Source organism: Chitinophaga pinensis DSM 2588 (assembly GCF_000024005.1).
In the GTDB taxonomy this organism is placed as follows: Bacteria; Bacteroidota; Bacteroidia; order Chitinophagales; family Chitinophagaceae; genus Chitinophaga; species Chitinophaga pinensis.
Genome location: NC_013132.1, coordinates 2,385,706 through 2,405,662, shown reverse-complemented (window position 1 = coordinate 2,405,662; position 19,957 = coordinate 2,385,706). Strand labels below are relative to the sequence as shown.

Genomic DNA, 19,957 nt, shown 5'->3' with positions numbered 1-19,957 from the left:
ATACGGTGGGCGCCTTTTCAGTTGCAATGTTTTCCGTTTATAATTCGTGTTGCATCGCTTTGTGATTTTCCTGCATTTGTTTGAGTTTATCCTTTCCATATGCCAGACGGGTAATTACCACATACAGCACCGGTACGATAAAGATCGCCAGGAAGGTCGCTGTGAACATACCACCCAATACGGTCCATCCCATTGTTTTACGGGATTCAGCACCCGCACCACTGGATATTACCAGCGGCATGATACCTAACAGGAACGCAAGGGAAGTCATGATGATCGGACGCAGACGCAGCTTGGCCGCTTCCACAGTCGCCGTGACCAGTTCCATCCCCCTGTCCACACGCTCTTTTGCAAACTCCACGATCAGGATCGCATTCTTTGCCGAGAGACCAATCAGGGTGATCAGACCAATCTGCGCATAAACGTTATTCGTAATGGCAGGAAGGAAAGTCAGTGTCAGGATCGCACCAAAGGCCCCGATAGGTACGGCCAGCAGTACAGAGAACGGTACCGACCAGCTTTCATAAAGAGCTGCCAGGAAGAGGAATACGAAGATGATAGACAGGGCGAAGATGTAAACAGTCTTCGATCCTGATAATAACTCCTCACGGCTCAAACCGGAGAACTCATATCCATAACCTTCCGGTAATACCTGTGCAGCTACTTCCTGCAATGCCTTGATCGCGTCACCACTACTATAACCAGGAGCAGGGCTACCGTTTATTTCCGCAGAACGGAACAGGTTATAGTGAGAGATAACCGGCGCACTTTCCGTCACCTTATAGGAAGTCAGCGCACTCAATGGCACCATCGTACCAGCAGAGTTGCGCACAAAATATTGTGACAGATCTTTGATATCGCCACGGTAAGTGGAATCCGCCTGCGTTACCACACGGAAGTTACGGCCGTATACCGTAAAGTCATTCACATAAGCACTACCCAGATAGGTCTGCAATGCAGTGGCAATAGACGATATCTGTACGCCCATCTTCTTCGCCTTTTCACGGTCTATCTCCAGTTGGTAACCAGGAGTACGTGCGGTAAAGAAGGAGAACGCTCTTGCGATTTCAGGACGCTGGTTGATCGCCATCGTGAATTTCTGAAGTACACCTTCAAATTCTTTGATGTCGCCACCACCACTCTTCTGCTGAAGAATGAAGGAGAAACCTGCTGTAGAACCCAGACCAGGAATCGCCGGAGGCGGAATTACCACCACATTGGCTTCCTTAAACCTGGAGAGTTTTGCCTGGAGTTGCCCTACCAGCGCAAAGATCTGCTGAGATTTGTCCTTACGTTCATCCCATGGTTTCAGCTGACAGAAGATCGTACCACTGTTTGATTTGGTCGCGAAACTTACTACGTTCAGACCACCCAATGCTGCATAGTGACCGATCGCTTTTACGCTATCCAGTGTATGCATCATTTCTGTCATGACAGCAATCGTCCGCTCAGTGGAAGATGATTCCGGCAGGTCAAAAGTGATATATATACGACCATCATCCTCTGTCGGAATAAAGCCTGTCGGCTTACCTCTGAAGAGGAATAAGGTACCTACCATAATACAAAGCAGCAGTATGATCACATAACGCGACCAACGGATACTCTTCTTCACACCCAATGAATAACGGCTGGTTACATGACCAAACCATACGTTGAACTTGAAGAAGAATTTATTCAGACCTTTTGAATCCTTATCCAGGTGCATAGGTCGCAGGATCAGCGTACACAGTGCCGGCGTCAGAGACAATGCCACAAACGCAGAGATCAGTACGGAGATCGCGATCGTGATCGCAAACTGCTGATACAGACGTCCCACGATACCTGGTATAAATCCTACCGGTACGAATACCGCTGCGAGGATCAGGGCGATCGCCATTACAGGTCCGGAGATCTCTTTCATCGCCGCATAAGTCGCTTCCTTCGGCGTCATCTGTTCATGGTCCATATTATGCTGGACCGCCTCCACCACCACAATGGCGTCATCCACCACGATACCGATCGCCAGTACGAAACCGAACAGGGTCAGGGTGTTGATGGTAAATCCAAGTGGTATAAAGAAGATGAACGTCGCAATGATGGATACAGGAATAGCAAGTACCGGGATAATGGTCGCCCTCCAGCTTTGCAGGAAGAGGAATACCACGATCACCACGAGTACGAGTGCTTCCAGCAGGGTTTCTACTACCTCGTGGATAGACACCTCGATCACGGATACAGACTCAAATGGTACTACATAAGCTACGTCTTTCGGGAAAGTTTTGCTCAGCTGTTCCATTGTTTCATATACCGCTTCTGCTGTTTCGATCGCGTTACTACCTGGCGCCTGGTAAACCAGCAGGTAAGACGCTCTCTTGCCATCCACATAGGAGTTGTTGCTATAGCTGAATTTACCCAGTTGTACACGGGCAACATCTTTCAGGTATACAACCGCTCCGTTATCCGGACGGGTTTTGATAATGATATTACCAAATTCCTCCGCTGTTACGAGACGACCTTTTACAAAGATGGTATACTCATATGTCTGTCCGGTTTTCTGAGGAGGAGCACCTACGGTACCTGCGGAGATCTGCGCATTCTGTTCAGTAATCGCAGCTCTCACCTCTTCTGCTGTTACACCCATCTGGGCCAGCTTGTCAGGTTTCAGCCATACACGCATACTGAAGTCATCCGCACGGGTGAAGATATCACCCACACCTTTCGCACGCAGCAACGCATCCTTGATGTAAACGTTGGTATAGTTATCCAGGAAGGTTACATCATGGGTACCATTCGGAGAATATAAAGCCACCAGCATGAGGATACTGGGGTTACGCTTTCTTACGGTCAGACCTAAACGTTGTACCTCCTGAGGCAGGGTTGGCTGCGCAATACCCACACGGTTCTGTACGTCCAGTGCGGCGATATTGATGTCGGTACCTACTTCGAAGTTCACGGTCAGACTCATTGCACCACTGTTGGTACTGTTACTGGTCATGTAAGTCATACCAGGCGTACCGTTCACCTGCACTTCCACAGGAGTAGCTGTTGTCTGCTCCACCGTCTGTGCATCCGCACCGATATAAGTACCGGTCACCTGTACAGTGGGGGGCGAAATTTCCGGGTACTGGCCGATGGGCAGGTTGGTCATCGCCAGCAAACCTACCAGCACCAGTACAACAGAAATAACTATTGCGGTAACCGGTCTGCGTATAAAAGTATTTGCAATCATGTTTCTTCTTCTATTGATTCAAACTCAAACTGTTATCTATTTCTTAGCTGCGGCATCCGGCGCTTTCTTTACGGTAGTGGTATCAATCTTACCACCATCGCGTAAACGCTGTATACCTTCTGCAATCACCAGCTCGCCTTGTTTAACACCGTCCATTACGACGATGCTTTCTCTCAGACGAGGGCCCAGATGTATTTTACGCTGTTCTGCAACAGTATCTTTCGCAACAAATACGAAAAATTCACCCATCTGTTCAACCACTGCTTTGTAAGGAATGATTACGCGATCGCCTGACTGATCGTTCAGTACATTCATCACACCACTCATACCTTCTTTCAGCTCATTCTTCGGGTTGTTGAATTCAATACGCACCTTGATAGTAGCTGTCTGGTTATCTACACCACGATCGACTACTGTCAGACGACCCGGTTCAGTATAAGCCTGTCCGTTAGGCAATTGCAGACGGAAAGTAGAATCACCCGGAGTTACCGCTTTACCCTGCATACCGGAGAAACGTGGGATATCATTTTCATTCACCACGAAATCAACAGCGATCGGATTCTCTGAGGAAATAGTATTCAGTAAAGTCGTTCCGGCACCGATCTGTGCACCCAGTTTCACCTGGGAGATACCGATACGGCCGGTAAAAGGAGCTTTAATTACAGCATAGTCCAGATCTGTGCGGGCAGACAGTAAAGAAGCTTCCGCAGCGGCGAGCTGGCTACGGCTCACGTCCAGTGCAGCGTCTGCATTGTCCAGCGTCTGACGGGCAATCGCGTCCTGCTCTGCCAGTTTATGATAACGGTCTGCGTCTTTTTGTGCTTTCGTAAGGTTCGCTTTTGCCTGGGCAATACTAGCTTCTGCCTGGCGATAAGTAGCTTCATACTTACGACGGTCTATTTCATAGAGCGGTTTTCCTTTCTGTACCACTTCACCTTCTTTAAAGAAAATGCCGGTAATATATCCTGACACCTGTGCACGCAGTTCAACCTGGTTCAGTGCTACCACTGTAGCGGGATATTTATCGTAGTAAATAGCAGTACCAGTAACTGCCGGCACTACGCTTACCGGTGTAGGAGGCAATACCATGGCTGCTTTCTGAGCCGGGCCTTTACAGGAAGCCAGGTAAAATAAGCCTGTAGCGCCAATGAGGAGAATGTGTTGCTTTGTTTTCATCTGAAAATATTTGTCCTTTCAATGGTCAGGTTGTACGGACCCGACCAGTTTCCTTATTAGTAGTTGTTTGTTGATATTGTACCCAATGAACGTTGCAGATCCACTTTGCTGGACAGCACAGTATACATTGCGTTATAGTAATTCAGTTGTGCTGAACGCAGGTCTGTCTGTGCAGTGATCACCTCAAGATAGGTTTTCACCCCTTCCCTGTACTGCATTTCTATCAGACTGTATACTTCCTGTGCCAGGTCCACATTCTCCTTCATCACATAAAACTGGTTGAGGTTCCCCTTATAGGTAGCCATCGCCTGGGTATATTCAGTATTGATCTGGTTGCGCAGGTTTTCTATATCCAGGTCATTACGTTTGATCTGCAGCTCCGCCTGGCGAATGTTGTAGATACGTTTAGACCCCTGGAAAATAGGCAGGGACACTTTGAGACCTATCTGTGAACTCGGTACGTTGTTGTTGTACAACTTGGAGAATTCCGGGTTCAGATAGTTGAAGTTATAGTTCGCAAATGCAGAAACAGTAGGAATAAAGCTCCACTTGTTATACTTCAGCTGCGCATCTAAAAGGGTTTTCTGCGTCTCCAGCAACTGCATCTCGACCCTGTTATTATAAGTCACCGTCACCGTCGTATCCAGCTGTATGTTCTGAACCATCTGCACGGTATCATATACCAGTGGCAGCGGACCATTCACAGGATACCCCATCAGCTGACGAAGCTGTGCTTCGCTGGCTTTCAGTTGCTCCGCAGCTGTCTTTCTCTGCGCCCGGGTGTTATTCAGGGAGATAGTCGCCCTTTTATAGTCGGTTTTATCCACAATACCACCCTGGTATTGGTTGTAAGCGTCTTTCAGACTACGTTCCAGACGTGTCACATCTTCATCCAGGACATCTATCTGACGTTCAGTCAGCAGCATACCGTAATAAGCCTTTGTCACGTTAGCGACAACATCGATACGATAGCTTTCTGTGTTTTGTTTTGCCTGTTTGCGTACGTCACGGGCAGTTCTGCCTGCCAGCAAAAGATCACGGGTAAACAGGTTCTGGTTCCATTGGAACAAAGCTGCGGAGTTGTTTTCTACGCCCAACTGTACATAGTTCCCGTTAAAATAGGAGGTGGGAATCTTAAGATAGTGGTTGAGGCTGTAATCTACCCCAATCTGCGGGTACCAATCCGCAAGCTTTCCCTTGATGGTGTATTCAGTAATATCCTCATCCAGTCTGGCCTGTTTCACAACCGGCTGGTGGGTGAGCGCATACTGAATACAAGCCTGGAGGGTGGCTTGAGGAAGCAGTGAATCGGAGACCTGTTGCGCATAAGACGGTGCATTATACAGCACGGCGCTTAGTACGGCGGTCAGATAAAATACTCTTTTCATAAAAGGTTTTGACAATCAGAATCTTCTTTACACCAATCGGAGGACAACGACGATATTGTCCACTATATATTTGTTATTCAATTAGATGCTAATGTGATCTTCAGCAAAAATCGGACGGGCACAGTTTAGCATTATGCACAAACTGCAAACAGGTAGGTTCAGGTCGTTAACGGTTTTAACAAATCTTGGGATACTGTCGCCTAAAAAGGCGGCAAATCAGCTCCCAAAGGGAGCTGTAGCTAACCTCGTTCCCGCAATTGCAGGGCAAAGATAATGACTCGCAATCAGAAACATGTTACCACTGATGTAAATTTAAACTATTGTTTAAATCTACTTAGCGGCACGTCCACTGTGAATATGTTTTTCTGCATGGTAGGAGGATCTTACCAGTGGTCCTGATTCTACATAGTCAAGACCCATGTTATATCCTATTTCACGCAATTCTGCGAACTCATCGGGATGTACAAAACGGACAACCGGTAAATGTTTTGGGGTAGGTTGAAGATATTGTCCGAGTGTCACCACGTCACATCCGTTATCGTACAGGTCTTGCATCGCCTGTACCACTTCTTCTTTCGTTTCGCCAAGACCCAGCATGATACCACTCTTGGTACGCATGCCTCCGTCTTTCAGGCGGCGGATAACTTCCAGGCTACGATGATATTTTGCCTGGATACGTACTTGTTTTGTCAAACGCTCCACTGTTTCCAGGTTGTGGGATACTACCTCAGGCGCCACATCAATGATGCGCTGTAAGTTTTCCCACTGGCCCCTGAAGTCAGGGATCAATGTCTCCATAGTAGTGTCAGCATTCAGTGATCTGACAGCTTTAATGGTATTTGCCCAGATGATAGAACCACCATCTTTCAGTTCATCTCTGTCCACGGAGGTAATTACCGCGTGTTTTACCTTCATCAGGTAAATAGCTTCCGCCACACGCTGAGGTTCATCCCAGTCTACGGCTTCCGGTCTGCCGGTAGCAACCGCACAGAATCCGCAGCTACGGGTACAGATGTTTCCCAATATCATAAAAGTAGCGGTGCCGGCTCCCCAGCATTCACCCATATTCGGGCAGTTACCGCTCTCACAGATCGTGTGTAATTTATGTGTATCAACCAGGTTACGAACCTGTTTGTAACTCTCCCCTATTGGCAACTTAACTCTCAGCCAATCAGGCTTTTTAGTCCTTGGTGCAGCTGGTGCCGTACTACATGGCGTTGCGGTCGTGATCGGTGTTTCTTCCATCTCTGATCCTTTCTTTAGAACACAAATTTAATACTTCTCAACTATTTCTTGTCCCAACGCTTTCCAAACTGTAACGCAATGTATGCATTAAAGAAAAATTTCTTAGGATCCTGGTCGATCATAATATCGACATCCTTGGTATAATACTCCGCATTCACACCCACTTCCAGGGCGCTGACCACCTCGTTAAAACGAGCCCAGTCAAAGCGCAGACCAGTTTTGGCATGTATACCAGGTACAATACTCACCTCGCCCCAGCCCTTTCCGAAACCAGCGCCGCCAATAATAGACGACCTGTCCAGGAAAGCCTGGTCATATAATGGATCCTGACCATATTTCACCTGTACACCTCTTGATGTATTCGGATCTACCACATTCAGGTAATAAGGCTTCTTCAGACCAACGGAAAGTCCGCCATAATAGATCGCATTTACCAGTACCCCGTTTTTGTTGCCCTTACCGCCGATCAGTCTTTGCTGACCAACACCCAGTTTGGCCTGGTAAAAGTTATTCTGCTTACCATATATATATGGCTTCTCTGAATAAATAAAGCCAAATTGATCGATATCTTTTAAAGCACCTGGCTTTTTATCTTCCTTCGGATTCTTCTTCTCAGCAAACTCAAACTGGAAATAAGTCACCTTCTGCCTGCTCTTTCTCCAACCCAGTTCAAAAAAACCAGCCCAGCCATCCGTATTGATACGGCCACCCAGGGAAAATTCTCTTTGATACAGATTCTCACCCTCTTCCAGCTGTTTAAACAAGGAAATCCGCTTCAGCTTCCGTTCCTCCCGCTGTTCTTTTTTGGAAGATGCGTCTGTATCTGTAGTCTGGGCATACAAACCACCCGCCATGGCCAGTAAAAGCAAGGATAAGTATAGTCTTTTCACCTGTATAGATTTGTTTAGTTAACGGAGTATAGCCGCCAGGCTATACTATATAAACGTAAGGGGCATAATATTGGTATGCCAGCTGTTACAAACCTACACGTTTTTTCTGTCATGTGTAAATTTGTTTTTCTTTGAAAACCCACGCCCATGTATATATAACGCCCCGGAACCAAAATGGTTACAAGATTTGTTTATCAGGCAATTCCACTCCTCACCAGCCTCGCTCCTACCGCACAATGCAGACACCTTTTTTCCTCACAATAAACCTGTTTCAATTGTAATAATGCCTGTGTTTCACCTGCCGATCCGACGCCGACATGCAAGGTTTTCCATGCACGTATCTGGTGATTATCTTCCGGTGGCAACTGTCGCATAAATGCCACCGCCCGCTCCTGGTAATAACTATCCTTTTTTTCTCTGCCATAGACATATAATAATGGTAAAACGGTATTGATCAACATATTATGTACCGCCCGCCTGCCCGGCATCCTTGTCCGCGCCACCGGCTTCCCAAAACGGTAATGCGTTTGCCAGTATCCGGAAGGGGCAACATCCAGCAGCTTTATCAACGTATGCACATCTCCGGCATCCAGTATGGAAGAAAACAGGTGCGCCTGTCTGTGTAGTAAACCTGCCATGGCGGCAATTTTCATAGTCGGAAAAGACGCAGGCCGCATCCGCAGCCACTTCCAATGCTCTGCATCCATAGGCAAAAGCTTATATTTATGCCGCAGATATGCATATTCCTGTTGCAGATACGTCATATAATTATCCGGTGTCTTCTGCACTTTTCCATCTCCTATAACTGCCTGATCTGCAATGTCTCCCCGGATCAAGTCCACCTCATCTCCACCTGAACGCCATCCCTTCTTCCCCTCCCGTTCCATCTCCGCTCCCCTCAACGTCCATTCATCGGCTGCAAAATCCCTGATCTCCCCTTTCAGCATACCCGCCTGGCCAAATAACAAAGCTTCCAGTTGCAGCAAGTCATGCTGATGACGCAACAACATTTTGTAGGGTAATGACCTGGCCAGTTCCAGGAAGGTCTCCCCATTTACCGGCATACCCGCCCCCCTGGCCAAAGCACGGTAACACACCTCTTCCCAGTCATACTGTGTTTGCAATAGCCAGGCTTTCATGACATCCGCCCGTTGTTCCAGCCGTTCTATCAACAAGCGGTCTTTCCATCCCGTCCATACCAGTGAAGGCACTTCGGCCACTGATCCTGCACAGGGCACAAAAGCCTGCGATTGCCGCAACCATTCATAACGCTGTAATAATAACTTCGGAATACAGTGCCGCAATTCAAGAATGGGAATACCATGTGTGTGTGCACCTGTTATATCATGCTCAAAAACGATATGGAGCACAACATTCCGGTATTGCAGGTTATACTGATGCCCATGCCGGAACCAGTCAGACGTTTTCAGGTGAAGTTCCACATTCCCCACCCATAAGGTATGGCCGATGCGGATGCGCGCAGCGGTAAAATCAGGTCCCGCATGACGGTTCAGTTGCCCGGGATGATCTATCTGAATAGCATCTCCCTCCAGGGTGCATAGCCCCGATTGCGTAAATAAACGGAATTGCCAGATATGCTGGAATAGCTCCTCCGACATGATCGGATCAACAGGTACAATGGTCATAATTGGTTGGTTAACAGAATAATTAAAAGTCAGATAAGGTATATCAAATTAATAAAAAAAAAGGTGTGTCAAAAAAATTAAAAATACAGCCATTTGGAAATTTGATGAAAGTACCCTTAACTTTGCACCCAGTTCTTACACATGACTTATCCAGAAAGGCGGAGGGACTTGGCCCTGCGATGCCTTAGCAACCAACCTGCAGAAATGTAGGGAAAGGTGCTAATTCCGGCCCCGGTTATACGATAACCGAGGGAAGATAAGTTGGCAGAGATTGAAATTCACTGTAATAAAATACTTGAAGGCTCTTCCAACATCGGAAGGGCTTTTTTTATGCCCGTTCTGGTAGTTATATGACCGAATGAATGTCTGTTTGTGCGTGTGCCAACCAGGGTTTAATAACAGTATAATTACTTTGAAGATTGAAAATAGCTACTCAATTATTGCATAGCATCCCGGTGGATGAGTTGACTGGCGCCATCTCCGTCCCCATCTACCAGACTTCCACCTTCGTGCAGGAGTCTCCCGGGATCAATAAGGGTTTTGAGTTCTCCCGTGCCAACAATCCTACCCGTAAAGTGCTGGAAAACCTGATATGCAGCCTGGAAGAAGGACATGCAGGTTTCGCTTTCGCCAGCGGTATGGCAGCGATTGACGCTGTGATGAAACTCCTGAAAACCGGTGACGAAATCATGGCCGTAGAAGATACCTACGGAGGCATCTTCCAGATGTTCCAGCACATGTTTGAACGCTTCGGTATCAAAGCTAATTTCGTCGACACCAGCAATACAGACAAAGTACTGGCAGCTATCACGCCCAATACGAAAATGATCTGGCTGGAATCGCCCACCAATCCGACATTACGCATCTCCGATATTAAATCCATCAGCAAAATTGCCAAACAGCATAACATCCTGCTGGTGGTGGATAATACCCTCTGTACCCCCCTGCTGCAACAACCAATGCCGCTGGGCGCAGATATCATTATCCACAGCGCTACCAAATATCTCGCAGGACATACTGACGTCATCGCAGGACTCGTAGTAGTCAATTCAAAATCGCTGGCCGATCAGCTACGCTTTAATCAGAATATTTCCGGTAGTATCCTCAGTCCTTTCGAAGCCTGGCTCACCATCAGAGGTATCGAAACACTGAGCCTCCGGCTGGATAAACAATGCAGCAATGCCATGGCAATCGCCACCTGGCTGGCTGCACATCCTGCAGTAGATAAAGTGTTCTATCCCGGCCTGAGCACACACAAGAATCATCATATCGCACGCAAACAGCAAAAACAATATGGCGCATTAGTCAGCTTCTCCCTGAAGAATGACAATATCAAAAATGCGATCCGTGTAGTGAATGCAACCAAACTCTTTAAACTCGCAGAAAGCTTCGGTGGTGTAAAAAGTATGCTCGATCATCCGACTACCATGACACACCGGAACATTCCGGAAGAATTCCGTAAAAAATCAGGTTTACCAGACTCCTGTATCCGTCTGTCAGTCGGTATCGAAGACGCGGAAGATCTGATCAACGATCTTAAACAGGCACTCGACAAATTGAACCTGCCTGCCGGAAAACAAATGACCGTGCTGCAATAAACGACTCCTGCTAAAGGATATATCAACTCTGCAGGGAACATCAGCAGCACGCAGGGAACAACTATTTACAATAAACTTTTTTCAACATAACGCAGCACAATTTTATCAACCTGCTGCATTAAAATGGAAGTAAGCACTAAGTATAGAACATGGAAAACAAAATCATCAATTTAGGCATTTTCGGATTTGGTTGTGTGGGACAAGGATTATACGAGGTACTAAACAGAACGAAAGGTATCAATGCCCGTATCAAAAAGATATGTATTAAAGATCCTAACAAGCCTCGTCCTATCGACGCAAGTTATTTTACTACAGACAAAAATGAAATCCTCAATGATCCAACCATTGATGTTGTAGTAGAACTGATCAATGAAACAGATGCTGCATTCGAAATAGTAAGCACTGCGCTGCGTAATGGTAAAGCTGTAGTAAGCGCCAGCAAACGTATGATCGCAGAAAACCTGCCTGCACTGTATCAGCTGCAGGTAGAAAACAAAGTACCGTTCCTGTACGAAGCATCCAGCTGCGCAAGTATTCCCATCATCCGTAACCTGGAAGAATACTATGATAACGACCTGCTGAATGCAGTTGAAGGGATCTGCAACGGTTCTACCAACTACATCCTCACCAAGATATTTGAAGAGAACCTGAGTTTTGAAACTGCCCTGAAACAGGCGCAGGAATTAGGTTTCGCAGAAACCGATCCTACCCTGGATATCGAAGGTTATGATCCGAAATTCAAGATCGTGATCCTGTTATTACATGCCTTCGGTACTTTCGTAAAACCGGAAGAAGTATTCAACTTCGGTATCCATCACCTGAACGACTTCGACATACAGTTTGCAAAACAACGTAACTGTACCATTAAACTGATCGGTAACTGCCGCAGGCAAAATGGTCATGTAAACGCATATGTATTGCCACACCTGATCCGTGAACACAACCTGCTATACGATGTATACAACGAATACAACGGCGTACTGCTGGAAAGTGCATTCACTGACAAACAGTTCTTCGTAGGTAAAGGCGCTGGTGGTACGGCCACCGGTAGCGCAGTACTCTCCGATATCTCTGCACTGCTTTATAACTATCGCTACGAATACAAAAAAATCAAACAGTCCAATCAGCCGGCATTCACCAACGATGTACAGCTGAAGATCTACCTGCGTTACAGCAATGCTTCACAGGTGCATCTGACAGACTTCTACAACATCTCTGAGAAATACGAATCCGCTACTTACAGCTATGTGGTAGGTGTGATCAATCTGCAGAAATTAAAAGAAGCAGACTGGTTGAAAAATAAAGATGTGAATCTGTTGGTACTGGGCGAAGACCACGCACGTTAGTCATCAGTTAATCAGCCATATATTAGCAGAAGGCGTCCGCCATTGGCGAGGCGCCTTTTTTTTATAAAAAAAACACCTGATCCTTTGGGGACCAGGTGCATGTATAAATCGGGTTAGCATCGGGATAAATGGACTTTTGAATAGGACATAGGACTATAATATCTTTTGCAATGTCGCACCCAGTGCCTCTCCGCGTAAATTCTTCGCAACAATCTTCCCGGATGGATCAATCAGAAAATTGAACGGAATACTGTGAACCGCATATAATTTGGGTACTTTACCTTTAAAGCGTTTCAATTCAGTAACATGCGTCCAGGCGCCTGTTCCATCCTTTTCAATCGCCTTTAGCCATTTTTCTCTATCACCTTCCTGATCCAGTGAAACACTCAGGATGGTAAACCCTGCATCTTTATATTTTTGATACGCAGCAATCAGATTAGGACTCTCTGCCCGGCAGGGCGTACACCAGGATGCCCAGAATTCAAGCAATACATGCTTTCCACGATAGTCGGAAAGCGATACCGCCTTTCCATTGATATCCTGGCAGGTAAAATCAGGTGCCGGCATTCCATTCTCCACCAACAGCAATTGCTCAATATTTGTTTTAAGTGCCAGACCGACCTTTGTATGCTTATAATCATCGTTGATTTTTTCATACATTGATGCGGCCTCCCTGGGCCTGATCAGGTTCTGGCCTAGCAAATCCCTCACAAATAGCAAGCTGAAATAGGAAGCCGGCCGTTGACGGACAAAATCACCTTTAAAGCCATTGAACCATTGATCCAGGGTTTGTCTTGCGCGGATAATATCTGCGTCATCAGCATATTTCCCATTTATGCTATCACTCGCCCTGCTATATTGTTGTTCTGCCATACCTGCGATAACAAAGTCATCGTTGAGCCCTGAGCCTAAAAATGTAGCAGTGGACAAACCGCCTTCACTCGTGATAGTAATATCTCCTGGTTCAAGATAAATAGTCTTTCTGTCGATCTTTGTTCTGTCAGCCACCGGGACCAATGCCAGATAAGCATATGTCGGATCTGAAATCTTTCCTTGCAATACAAATCGCCCATCTTTCACGTCTGTAGAATCCAGTAAGATTTTCTCGGTAACATTCTCTCTTCCATTCTCTACTGTCGTATCAAATCCCGCAGGCACAGCGATATAGACTTTTGTATGCGGCGGCACATTTTTAAATTCCCCCTTTAAACGATACTCCTTTGTTTGTGCGTGCGTCATCAGGGGCGATAATAAGCCAAGGGCCAGCAAACTTCTTTTAAAAACAATGTTCATGGTGTCAAATGGTATTTGGGTATACCTATATAAAGACAGATCCTACTCAAATCTTAGCGTCTTGATCGCATATATTTGTAATAAATACCGCCATCATGAAAAACACCGCCCCGGATATCAACACTTATATCGCCGATTTCCCCGAAAATGTACAGGCAATCCTTCAGCAGGTGCGCGCTACTATTCACAAAGCAGCTCCTGAAGCAACAGAAGACATTAAATATGCCATACCAACATTCGTATTAAACGGCAACCTGGTGCATTTTGCCGCATTTAAAAGCCATATCGGCTTCTACCCCACCCCAACGGGTATCGAAGAATTTGAGAAAGAGTTATCTGCATATAAACAAGGAAAGGGGTCTGTACAGTTTCCATTAGACCAGCCAATGCCGCTGGATCTGATCACACGGATCGTAAAATACCGGGTTAAACAAAACGCTGAAAAGAAGAAGAAGTAAGATGACTAAAGCCATCTCACTCCATGATTATTTTTTGCCGATCACGGTAAGCATTTCTACAACGTTGCTTACAGGCAATCCCATTACATTATAAAAACAGCCATTGATCCGGTCAATACCCACTGCGCCGATCCATTCCTGGATCGCGTAAGCGCCGGCTTTGTCGTAAGGCTTATAAGCATCTACATAATAAGTGATCTGTTCAGTCGTCAGGGGTTTGAAATGAACTTCCGTCTCTTTGGAGAAAGCAGATTCTTCACCCTGCTGTTTGATCACCACCCCTGTGATCACCCGATGTATACGTCCGCTAAGGGCTAACAGAATACGGATCGCATCTTCCCTGTCCTTCGGTTTACCAATAATGGTATCGTCCAGTACCACAACCGTATCAGCGGTGATAACGATATCATCATCTGCACAGAGTGCGGCTACAGCAACAGATTTCTGCCGGGCAATATGCACTGGTATGTCAGGAATCGCCATATCAGCAGGGAAAGTTTCCGCTGTATCCACCACTTTTACTTCAAAAGGAATACCCGCCTGTTCCAGCAGTTGTTTTCTACGGGGAGACTGAGAAGCAAGAATCACACGTTTTCCGGTATACATCAGAGCAATATTTTAAAGAAGATCATGGAAAGAATACCAGACAGCATCAGCCATTTCACAAGCGAACTCACTTTATGATAATGTTCCGGCAGATGTGCCTTTTTCAATAGGATATAAATATAAAAAACAGGCGCCTGAACCAGCAGTGCCAGATAGATAATAGCCGGCCACCAGCCGATAAACGCAATCCGGATCTGCACCAGCAGGATCAGGATCAGCAATGCCAGCATCAGTGCATTACAGATCTGTTTGGCCGGATTCACACCCCATACAATCGGAATAGTACGGCAACCGTCTTTGCTATCCCCCAGCATATCTTCCAGGTCTTTTACGATTTCCCGGATCAGGGAAATGATAAAAGCGAACAGGGCATATACGCCGATCACCTGTATCAGCTTTCTGCCGATGGGCGACATGATGGCTTCGAAGCTTTCATAAATCTGCTTCTCATAAAAGCCGACTACCACTACCGCCAGCGCCGTCAGCAATGAAATCAGTACGTTCCCGATCAGCACCTGACGTTTGAAAGAGGTAGAATAAAACCAGAGTATCAGGGAGCAGATCACCTGGGTAAATCCGAGGTAGATCACACCGATACGCCAGGCCACAATAAAGCCAATGGAAACGCCGGCCATATTAAATATGGTGTGCCAGGCCATCGCCCAGCGGCGATTGATGATCTTATCAAGCACCATCTTTTCCGGCTTGTTGATGATATCTATATTGATGTCAAAATAGTCATTGATAATATTGCCTGCAGCCGCTATCAGCACTGTAGAGAAAGATAACAGGCAGAAAGACAGCCAGGAAAGCGAAGGCGTTTCTCCGTTATAGGTCAGTACCGGCGCCACCACGCAATACTGTAACAGGAATTGGGTCAGCGCTATATAAATAAGATTTGGATATCGGACCAGCCTGAAGAAGGCAATCAGCAATTTCATAATTCAATAATTGCGGTAAAAATATTTCCTGTTATATATAATATGATCGCAGCCGTTATCTGCTGGCAATCTCCTCATCCATCATCCAGTGATCGTTCAGTTTCAGTACTTTTTCGATCACTTCCCGCACACAGCCAAAACCTCCGTTGACCGGCGACACATAACGGCATATGCTTTTGATTTCCGGTGCGGCATCTGCAGGACATACCGGCAGTCCTACCAGTTGCATAGCCCTGTAATCAGGAATATCGTCTCCCATAAACAGGATCTCTTCCCATTTCAGGTCGTTTTCAAATGCGTAGTCCTGTAATTTCTCCTGTTTATCCAGCACACCGGTATAAATATCTTTGATGCCCAGGCCCTGCAGACGGCTCACCACACTCTCCGATTTTCCACCTGAGATGATCACCACCCGATATCCTTTTTTAACCGCCAGCTGTAATGCATAGCCGTCCTTGATATTCATTCTGCGGGATTGGTCGCCGTTGGGCAATAACTGTACTGTACCATCTGTCAACACGCCGTCAACATCAAAAACAAAAGTGGAAATAGGCTTAAAGAGAGCTAAGATGTTCATTATTAAAAAATTAGGAATTAAGAATTAGGAATTAGGAATTAAGGCAGCGGCCTAATATAGCAGCCCAATTCTTAATTCCTAATTCCTAATTCCTAATTGCCAAAAGTAATACACTTTTTCTAGTCTGCCGCTCAGGCATCAGCTGTTGTGAAAGTCATAGATACTATCCGACATCACCTGGTAGATCAGTTTGAGGTACTCCTCATCTTCAATCAGTCCACGATGTCTGGCCATGGTATTTTCATCCTTCCGCATAGCGGGACCAGTCTGTACAGATTCCGGCGGGAATTTCTCAAGTCTGTCAAAAGTCTCCTTAATAATAGGTTGCAGGAGAGAGAAATCAAGTCCGGCGCCTTCACAGTAACGTTTTGCCCTGGCTATCAGGTGATTGGTAAAGTTGTTACACAATACGGCCGCCAGGTGTAACTGGAGGCGTTGCTGAGAATTGACTTCCCTGATGTCAGGACTTACGCTCTGGGCTACTGAACGCAGCCTGCGCATCACTTCCTCATTCGCCCCTTCCAGCAATAAAGGAATCGCCGGATAGTTGCGCACCTCTTTACGGAGCGATTGTAAAGGATACATTACTCCTGTATTCGTAGAGATTTTTTTAATTGCATCCAGCGGAACTGCACCTGCTGTATGTACCACAAAACGTTTACCCAGTCTTAATTCGTCATTCAATTCCGGAATAGCCGAGTCACTTACGGCCATAATATACACGTCAGCATCCATATTAATGTCCAGCAGGTCGTCGGTGCCGGTGGAGTGTAAAGACTCTGCCAGCTCCACGGCATGTTCCTTACTGCGACTGATCACCTGTAATATCTGGTGACCGTGCAGTTTTAATAAATGACCAAAGCAATGCGCCACATTTCCTGCGCCAATAATAACTATATCCATTCGGTGTAAGGTTAAATATATATTATGGTGTACCGGTTCTTTTAAAAGCAATGCAGAGGTATCGCACTCATATCTTTATATGGCTGGGCAACTTCCCTTGTTAGCTACGCTGTTATCCAGCAATTTAAGTATTAAACTGTTAATGACTCATTTTTAATGAATTTATCAAAAATATTACATTTATCTTCAATACATTAAAACAGTCTTATTTTTTATTCTCAGGCTACTTTTATATACTTGCAAAATTCGTATTTGTATTTTTTATACGAAATTTTACGTATCTAGTAGCTCATAAAGACGGCATAAATGGCAAAAAATCTAGTAATAGTTGAGTCTCCGGCGAAAGCCAAGACGATAGAAAAGATACTGGGCAAAGACTTCGAGGTAAAGTCCTGCTTTGGTCACATCCGTGATCTGGAGAAGGATGACATGGGTATCGACATCGCCAACAACTTCAAACCTAAGTACACTATACCTGACGATAAAGAGAAGATTGTTAAGGAATTAAAGAAACTCGCCAAAGACACTGACGAAGTTTGGCTAGCAACGGATGAGGACCGTGAGGGTGAGGCCATTTCATGGCATTTGTGCGAAGTACTCGGACTGGATCCTGACGTAACCAAGCGTATCGTCTTCCATGAAATCACCAAGCCTGCCATCGAAAGAGCCGTACAACAACCCCGTCTATTAGATATGAACCTGGTCAATGCCCAGCAGGCCAGACGTATTCTTGACAGAATAGTAGGTTTTGAATTATCTCCGGTGCTCTGGCGTAAAATGAGCATGCGTAATTCATTGTCTGCCGGCCGTGTACAATCTGTTGCGGTAAGACTGATCGTGGAGCGTGAACGTGAAATCAATACATTCAATGCCGTTAGCAGTTTTAAAGTAGAAGCTTTCTTTACTGCTAAAGATCTTCAGGGCAAAAATATTACTTTTAAGGCAGAAGGACCTACCCGTTTCAAGACGGCGGAAGATGCCGAAAAGTTCCTGCAGCAGTGCATTGGCGCTGCTTACTCCGTGAAAGACATTCAGGTAAAACCAGGTAAAAAATCACCTGCCGCACCTTTTACAACGTCTACACTCCAGCAGGAAGCCAGCCGTAAACTGGGCTACAGCGTTTCCAAAACCATGCTGCTCGCTCAGAAACTCTATGAAAGTGGTAAGATCACTTACATGCGTACTGACTCCGTGAACCTGTCAGATACAGCCCTCGGGGATATCCAGAACGCTATCACGACTAACTACGGTCAGCGATACCACCAACACCGTAAGTTCAAGAACAAGAATGAATCAGCACAGGAAGCGCACGAAGCCATCCGTCCTACATATATGGAAAATGCGACTGTCGATGACAGTGATACCAAAAAACTGTATGAACTGATCTGGAAGCGTACCATCGCCAGCCAGATGAGTGATGCAGAACTGGAAAAGACCATCGCAAAAATCGATATCTCCACCAACCACGAAGAGCTTACTGCCAGTGGTGAAGTGCTGAAATTCGACGGATTCCTGAAAATATACATGGAAGGTAAAGACGATGAAGATGTAAGCGATGAAGAAGAATCAGACGGTTCTTTACCTGCCCTCACGGTTAAACAGGCACTCGATCTGAAAGAAATGAAGGCGACAGAACGTTATAGCCGTCCTGCTCCCCGTTATACAGAGGCAAGCCTGGTAAAGAAACTGGAGGAACTCGGTATCGGTCGTCCATCTACTTACGCGCCAACTATTACAACCGTACAAAAACGCGGGTACGTAGAGAAACGCGATAAGGAAGGTATAAAAAGAGACTTCCGCATCCTGAGCCTGAAGGCTGACAAGATCACGAAAGTAACAGAAAGCGAAAATACCGGTGCGGAGAAATCCAAACTGTTCCCGACAGACCTCGGCATGATCGTGACCGACTTCCTGAACCAGTATTTCAGCTCCGTAATGGACTACGGTTTTACCGCCAAGATCGAAGGAGAGTTTGACGAAGTGGCACATGGTAAGAAGATCTGGAATAAGATGCTGAACGACTTCTATACGCCTTTCCATAAAGATGTGGAAAACACACTGGAAAAAGCAGAAAGAGTAAAAGGCGAACGTCAGCTCGGAACCGACCAGGAAACTGGCAAACCAATCGTAGCACGTATGGGACGTTATGGCCCGATGATCCAGATCGGTAAAGCGGAAGACGAGGAAAAACCGAAGTTCGCAAAAATGAAGTCCACCCAAAGTATAGAAACCATTACTTTAGAGGAAGCAATGGAACTGTTCAGACTTCCCCGTAACCTGGGACAGTTTGAAGATCAGGACGTCCTTGTGAACATCGGACGCTTCGGACCATACGCAGCACATAATAAACAATTCTATTCCCTGAAAAAGGAAATGGACCCATACACAGTGGAGCTGGATGAAATAGCACCGCTGATCGTGGAAAAAAGAACTGCTAAAGACGAGCGTACCATCAAGATCTTCGAAAAAGAAAAGATCCAGATACTCAAAGGCCCATACGGACCATATATTAAACAGGGGCTTAGAAACTATAAGATCCCTAAAGAAAAGATCGACGCCGCTGCTGACATCACACTGGAAGAAGCCAAAGCAATCATTGAAGATGTGAAGGCAAATCCTCCAAAGAAAAAAGCGCCTCCGAGGAAGAAAAAGGCGGAATAAATGGACACCTGTAGATTCATT

15 protein-coding genes and 1 riboswitch are annotated in these 19,957 nt (G+C 45.9%); of the genes, 4 read left to right on the top strand and 11 right to left on the bottom strand.

All coding sequences use genetic code 11. From position 1 onward, the window contains the following. Window positions 1–37: 37 nt before the first annotated feature. The 6 genes from CPIN_RS09890 to CPIN_RS36470 form a co-directional block, all read right to left on the bottom strand. Window positions 38–3,208, bottom strand: coding sequence for an efflux RND transporter permease subunit (locus CPIN_RS09890; protein WP_012789641.1), 3,171 nt, complete (start codon window positions 3,206–3,208; stop codon window positions 38–40). A 36-nt stretch (window positions 3,209–3,244) separates the two neighbouring features. Next, window positions 3,245–4,384 carry an efflux RND transporter periplasmic adaptor subunit gene (locus CPIN_RS09885; RefSeq protein ID WP_012789640.1) on the bottom strand — a complete coding sequence of 380 codons (1,140 nt, stop codon included), beginning with the start codon at window positions 4,382–4,384 and terminating at the stop codon, window positions 3,245–3,247. A 56-nt stretch (window positions 4,385–4,440) separates the two neighbouring features. Next, window positions 4,441–5,772, bottom strand: coding sequence for a TolC family protein (locus CPIN_RS09880; RefSeq protein WP_012789639.1), 1,332 nt, complete (start codon window positions 5,770–5,772; stop codon window positions 4,441–4,443). A gap of 330 nt (window positions 5,773–6,102) precedes the next feature. Beyond that, a complete protein-coding gene (lipA, locus tag CPIN_RS09875; RefSeq protein WP_012789638.1) occupies window positions 6,103–7,017 on the bottom strand; it encodes a lipoyl synthase in 915 nt (304 codons plus the stop codon). Window positions 7,018–7,058: 41 nt separating this feature from the next. Beyond that, a complete protein-coding gene (locus CPIN_RS09870; protein WP_148230534.1) occupies window positions 7,059–7,907 on the bottom strand; it encodes a hypothetical protein in 849 nt (282 codons plus the stop codon). Between the two features lie 194 nt (window positions 7,908–8,101). Next, complete coding sequence (locus CPIN_RS36470; RefSeq protein WP_052306774.1) at window positions 8,102–9,553, bottom strand: DUF2851 family protein; 1,452 nt, start codon at window positions 9,551–9,553, stop codon at window positions 8,102–8,104. A gap of 143 nt (window positions 9,554–9,696) precedes the next feature. Next, window positions 9,697–9,816: riboswitch (SAM riboswitch) on the top strand. A 156-nt stretch (window positions 9,817–9,972) separates the two neighbouring features. Here CPIN_RS36470 and CPIN_RS09855 point away from each other — a divergent pair. Both CPIN_RS09855 and CPIN_RS09850 read left to right on the top strand, forming a co-directional pair. Then, window positions 9,973–11,151: a trans-sulfuration enzyme family protein gene (locus CPIN_RS09855; RefSeq protein ID WP_012789635.1), complete on the top strand. Its 1,179-nt coding sequence runs from the start codon at window positions 9,973–9,975 to the stop codon at window positions 11,149–11,151. Window positions 11,152–11,300: 149 nt separating this feature from the next. Beyond that, entirely contained in the window at window positions 11,301–12,497 is a 1,197-nt protein-coding gene (locus CPIN_RS09850) for a homoserine dehydrogenase (protein ID WP_012789634.1), read from the top strand. Window positions 12,498–12,650: 153 nt separating this feature from the next. On the opposite strand, the gene CPIN_RS09845 is transcribed toward CPIN_RS09850, so the two are convergent. Next, complete coding sequence (locus CPIN_RS09845) at window positions 12,651–13,790, bottom strand: redoxin domain-containing protein (RefSeq protein ID WP_044218245.1); 1,140 nt, start codon at window positions 13,788–13,790, stop codon at window positions 12,651–12,653. A 95-nt stretch (window positions 13,791–13,885) separates the two neighbouring features. Here CPIN_RS09845 and CPIN_RS09840 point away from each other — a divergent pair, with 95 nt between their 5' ends. Then, window positions 13,886–14,248, top strand: a complete 363-nt coding sequence (locus CPIN_RS09840) for an iron chaperone (protein WP_012789632.1) — start codon at window positions 13,886–13,888, stop codon at window positions 14,246–14,248. A 27-nt stretch (window positions 14,249–14,275) separates the two neighbouring features. Here the strand turns inward: CPIN_RS09840 and CPIN_RS09835 are convergent, their stop codons facing one another. The 4 genes from CPIN_RS09835 to CPIN_RS09820 form a co-directional block, all read right to left on the bottom strand. Beyond that, window positions 14,276–14,854 carry a Maf family protein gene (locus CPIN_RS09835; protein ID WP_012789631.1) on the bottom strand — a complete coding sequence of 193 codons (579 nt, stop codon included), beginning with the start codon at window positions 14,852–14,854 and terminating at the stop codon, window positions 14,276–14,278. Then, window positions 14,854–15,795, bottom strand: a complete 942-nt coding sequence (locus CPIN_RS09830; RefSeq protein ID WP_012789630.1) for a geranylgeranylglycerol-phosphate geranylgeranyltransferase — start codon at window positions 15,793–15,795, stop codon at window positions 14,854–14,856. Before CPIN_RS09830 ends, CPIN_RS09835 begins: the two co-directional genes overlap by 1 nt. A gap of 55 nt (window positions 15,796–15,850) precedes the next feature. Continuing rightward, on the bottom strand, window positions 15,851–16,372 hold the full coding sequence (locus tag CPIN_RS09825) for a KdsC family phosphatase (protein WP_012789629.1): 522 nt from the start codon (window positions 16,370–16,372) through the stop codon (window positions 15,851–15,853). 138 nt (window positions 16,373–16,510) lie between these two features. Further along, the gene (locus tag CPIN_RS09820) at window positions 16,511–17,326 is read right to left on the bottom strand and encodes a Rossmann-like and DUF2520 domain-containing protein (RefSeq protein ID WP_411914119.1); all 816 of its coding nucleotides are present in this window, start codon (window positions 17,324–17,326) and stop codon (window positions 16,511–16,513) included. Between the two features lie 255 nt (window positions 17,327–17,581). Between CPIN_RS09820 and topA the strand changes: the two genes are divergently transcribed. After that, window positions 17,582–19,936, top strand: coding sequence for a type I DNA topoisomerase (topA, locus tag CPIN_RS09815; RefSeq protein ID WP_012789627.1), 2,355 nt, complete (start codon window positions 17,582–17,584; stop codon window positions 19,934–19,936). Window positions 19,937–19,957: the final 21 nt, after the last annotated feature.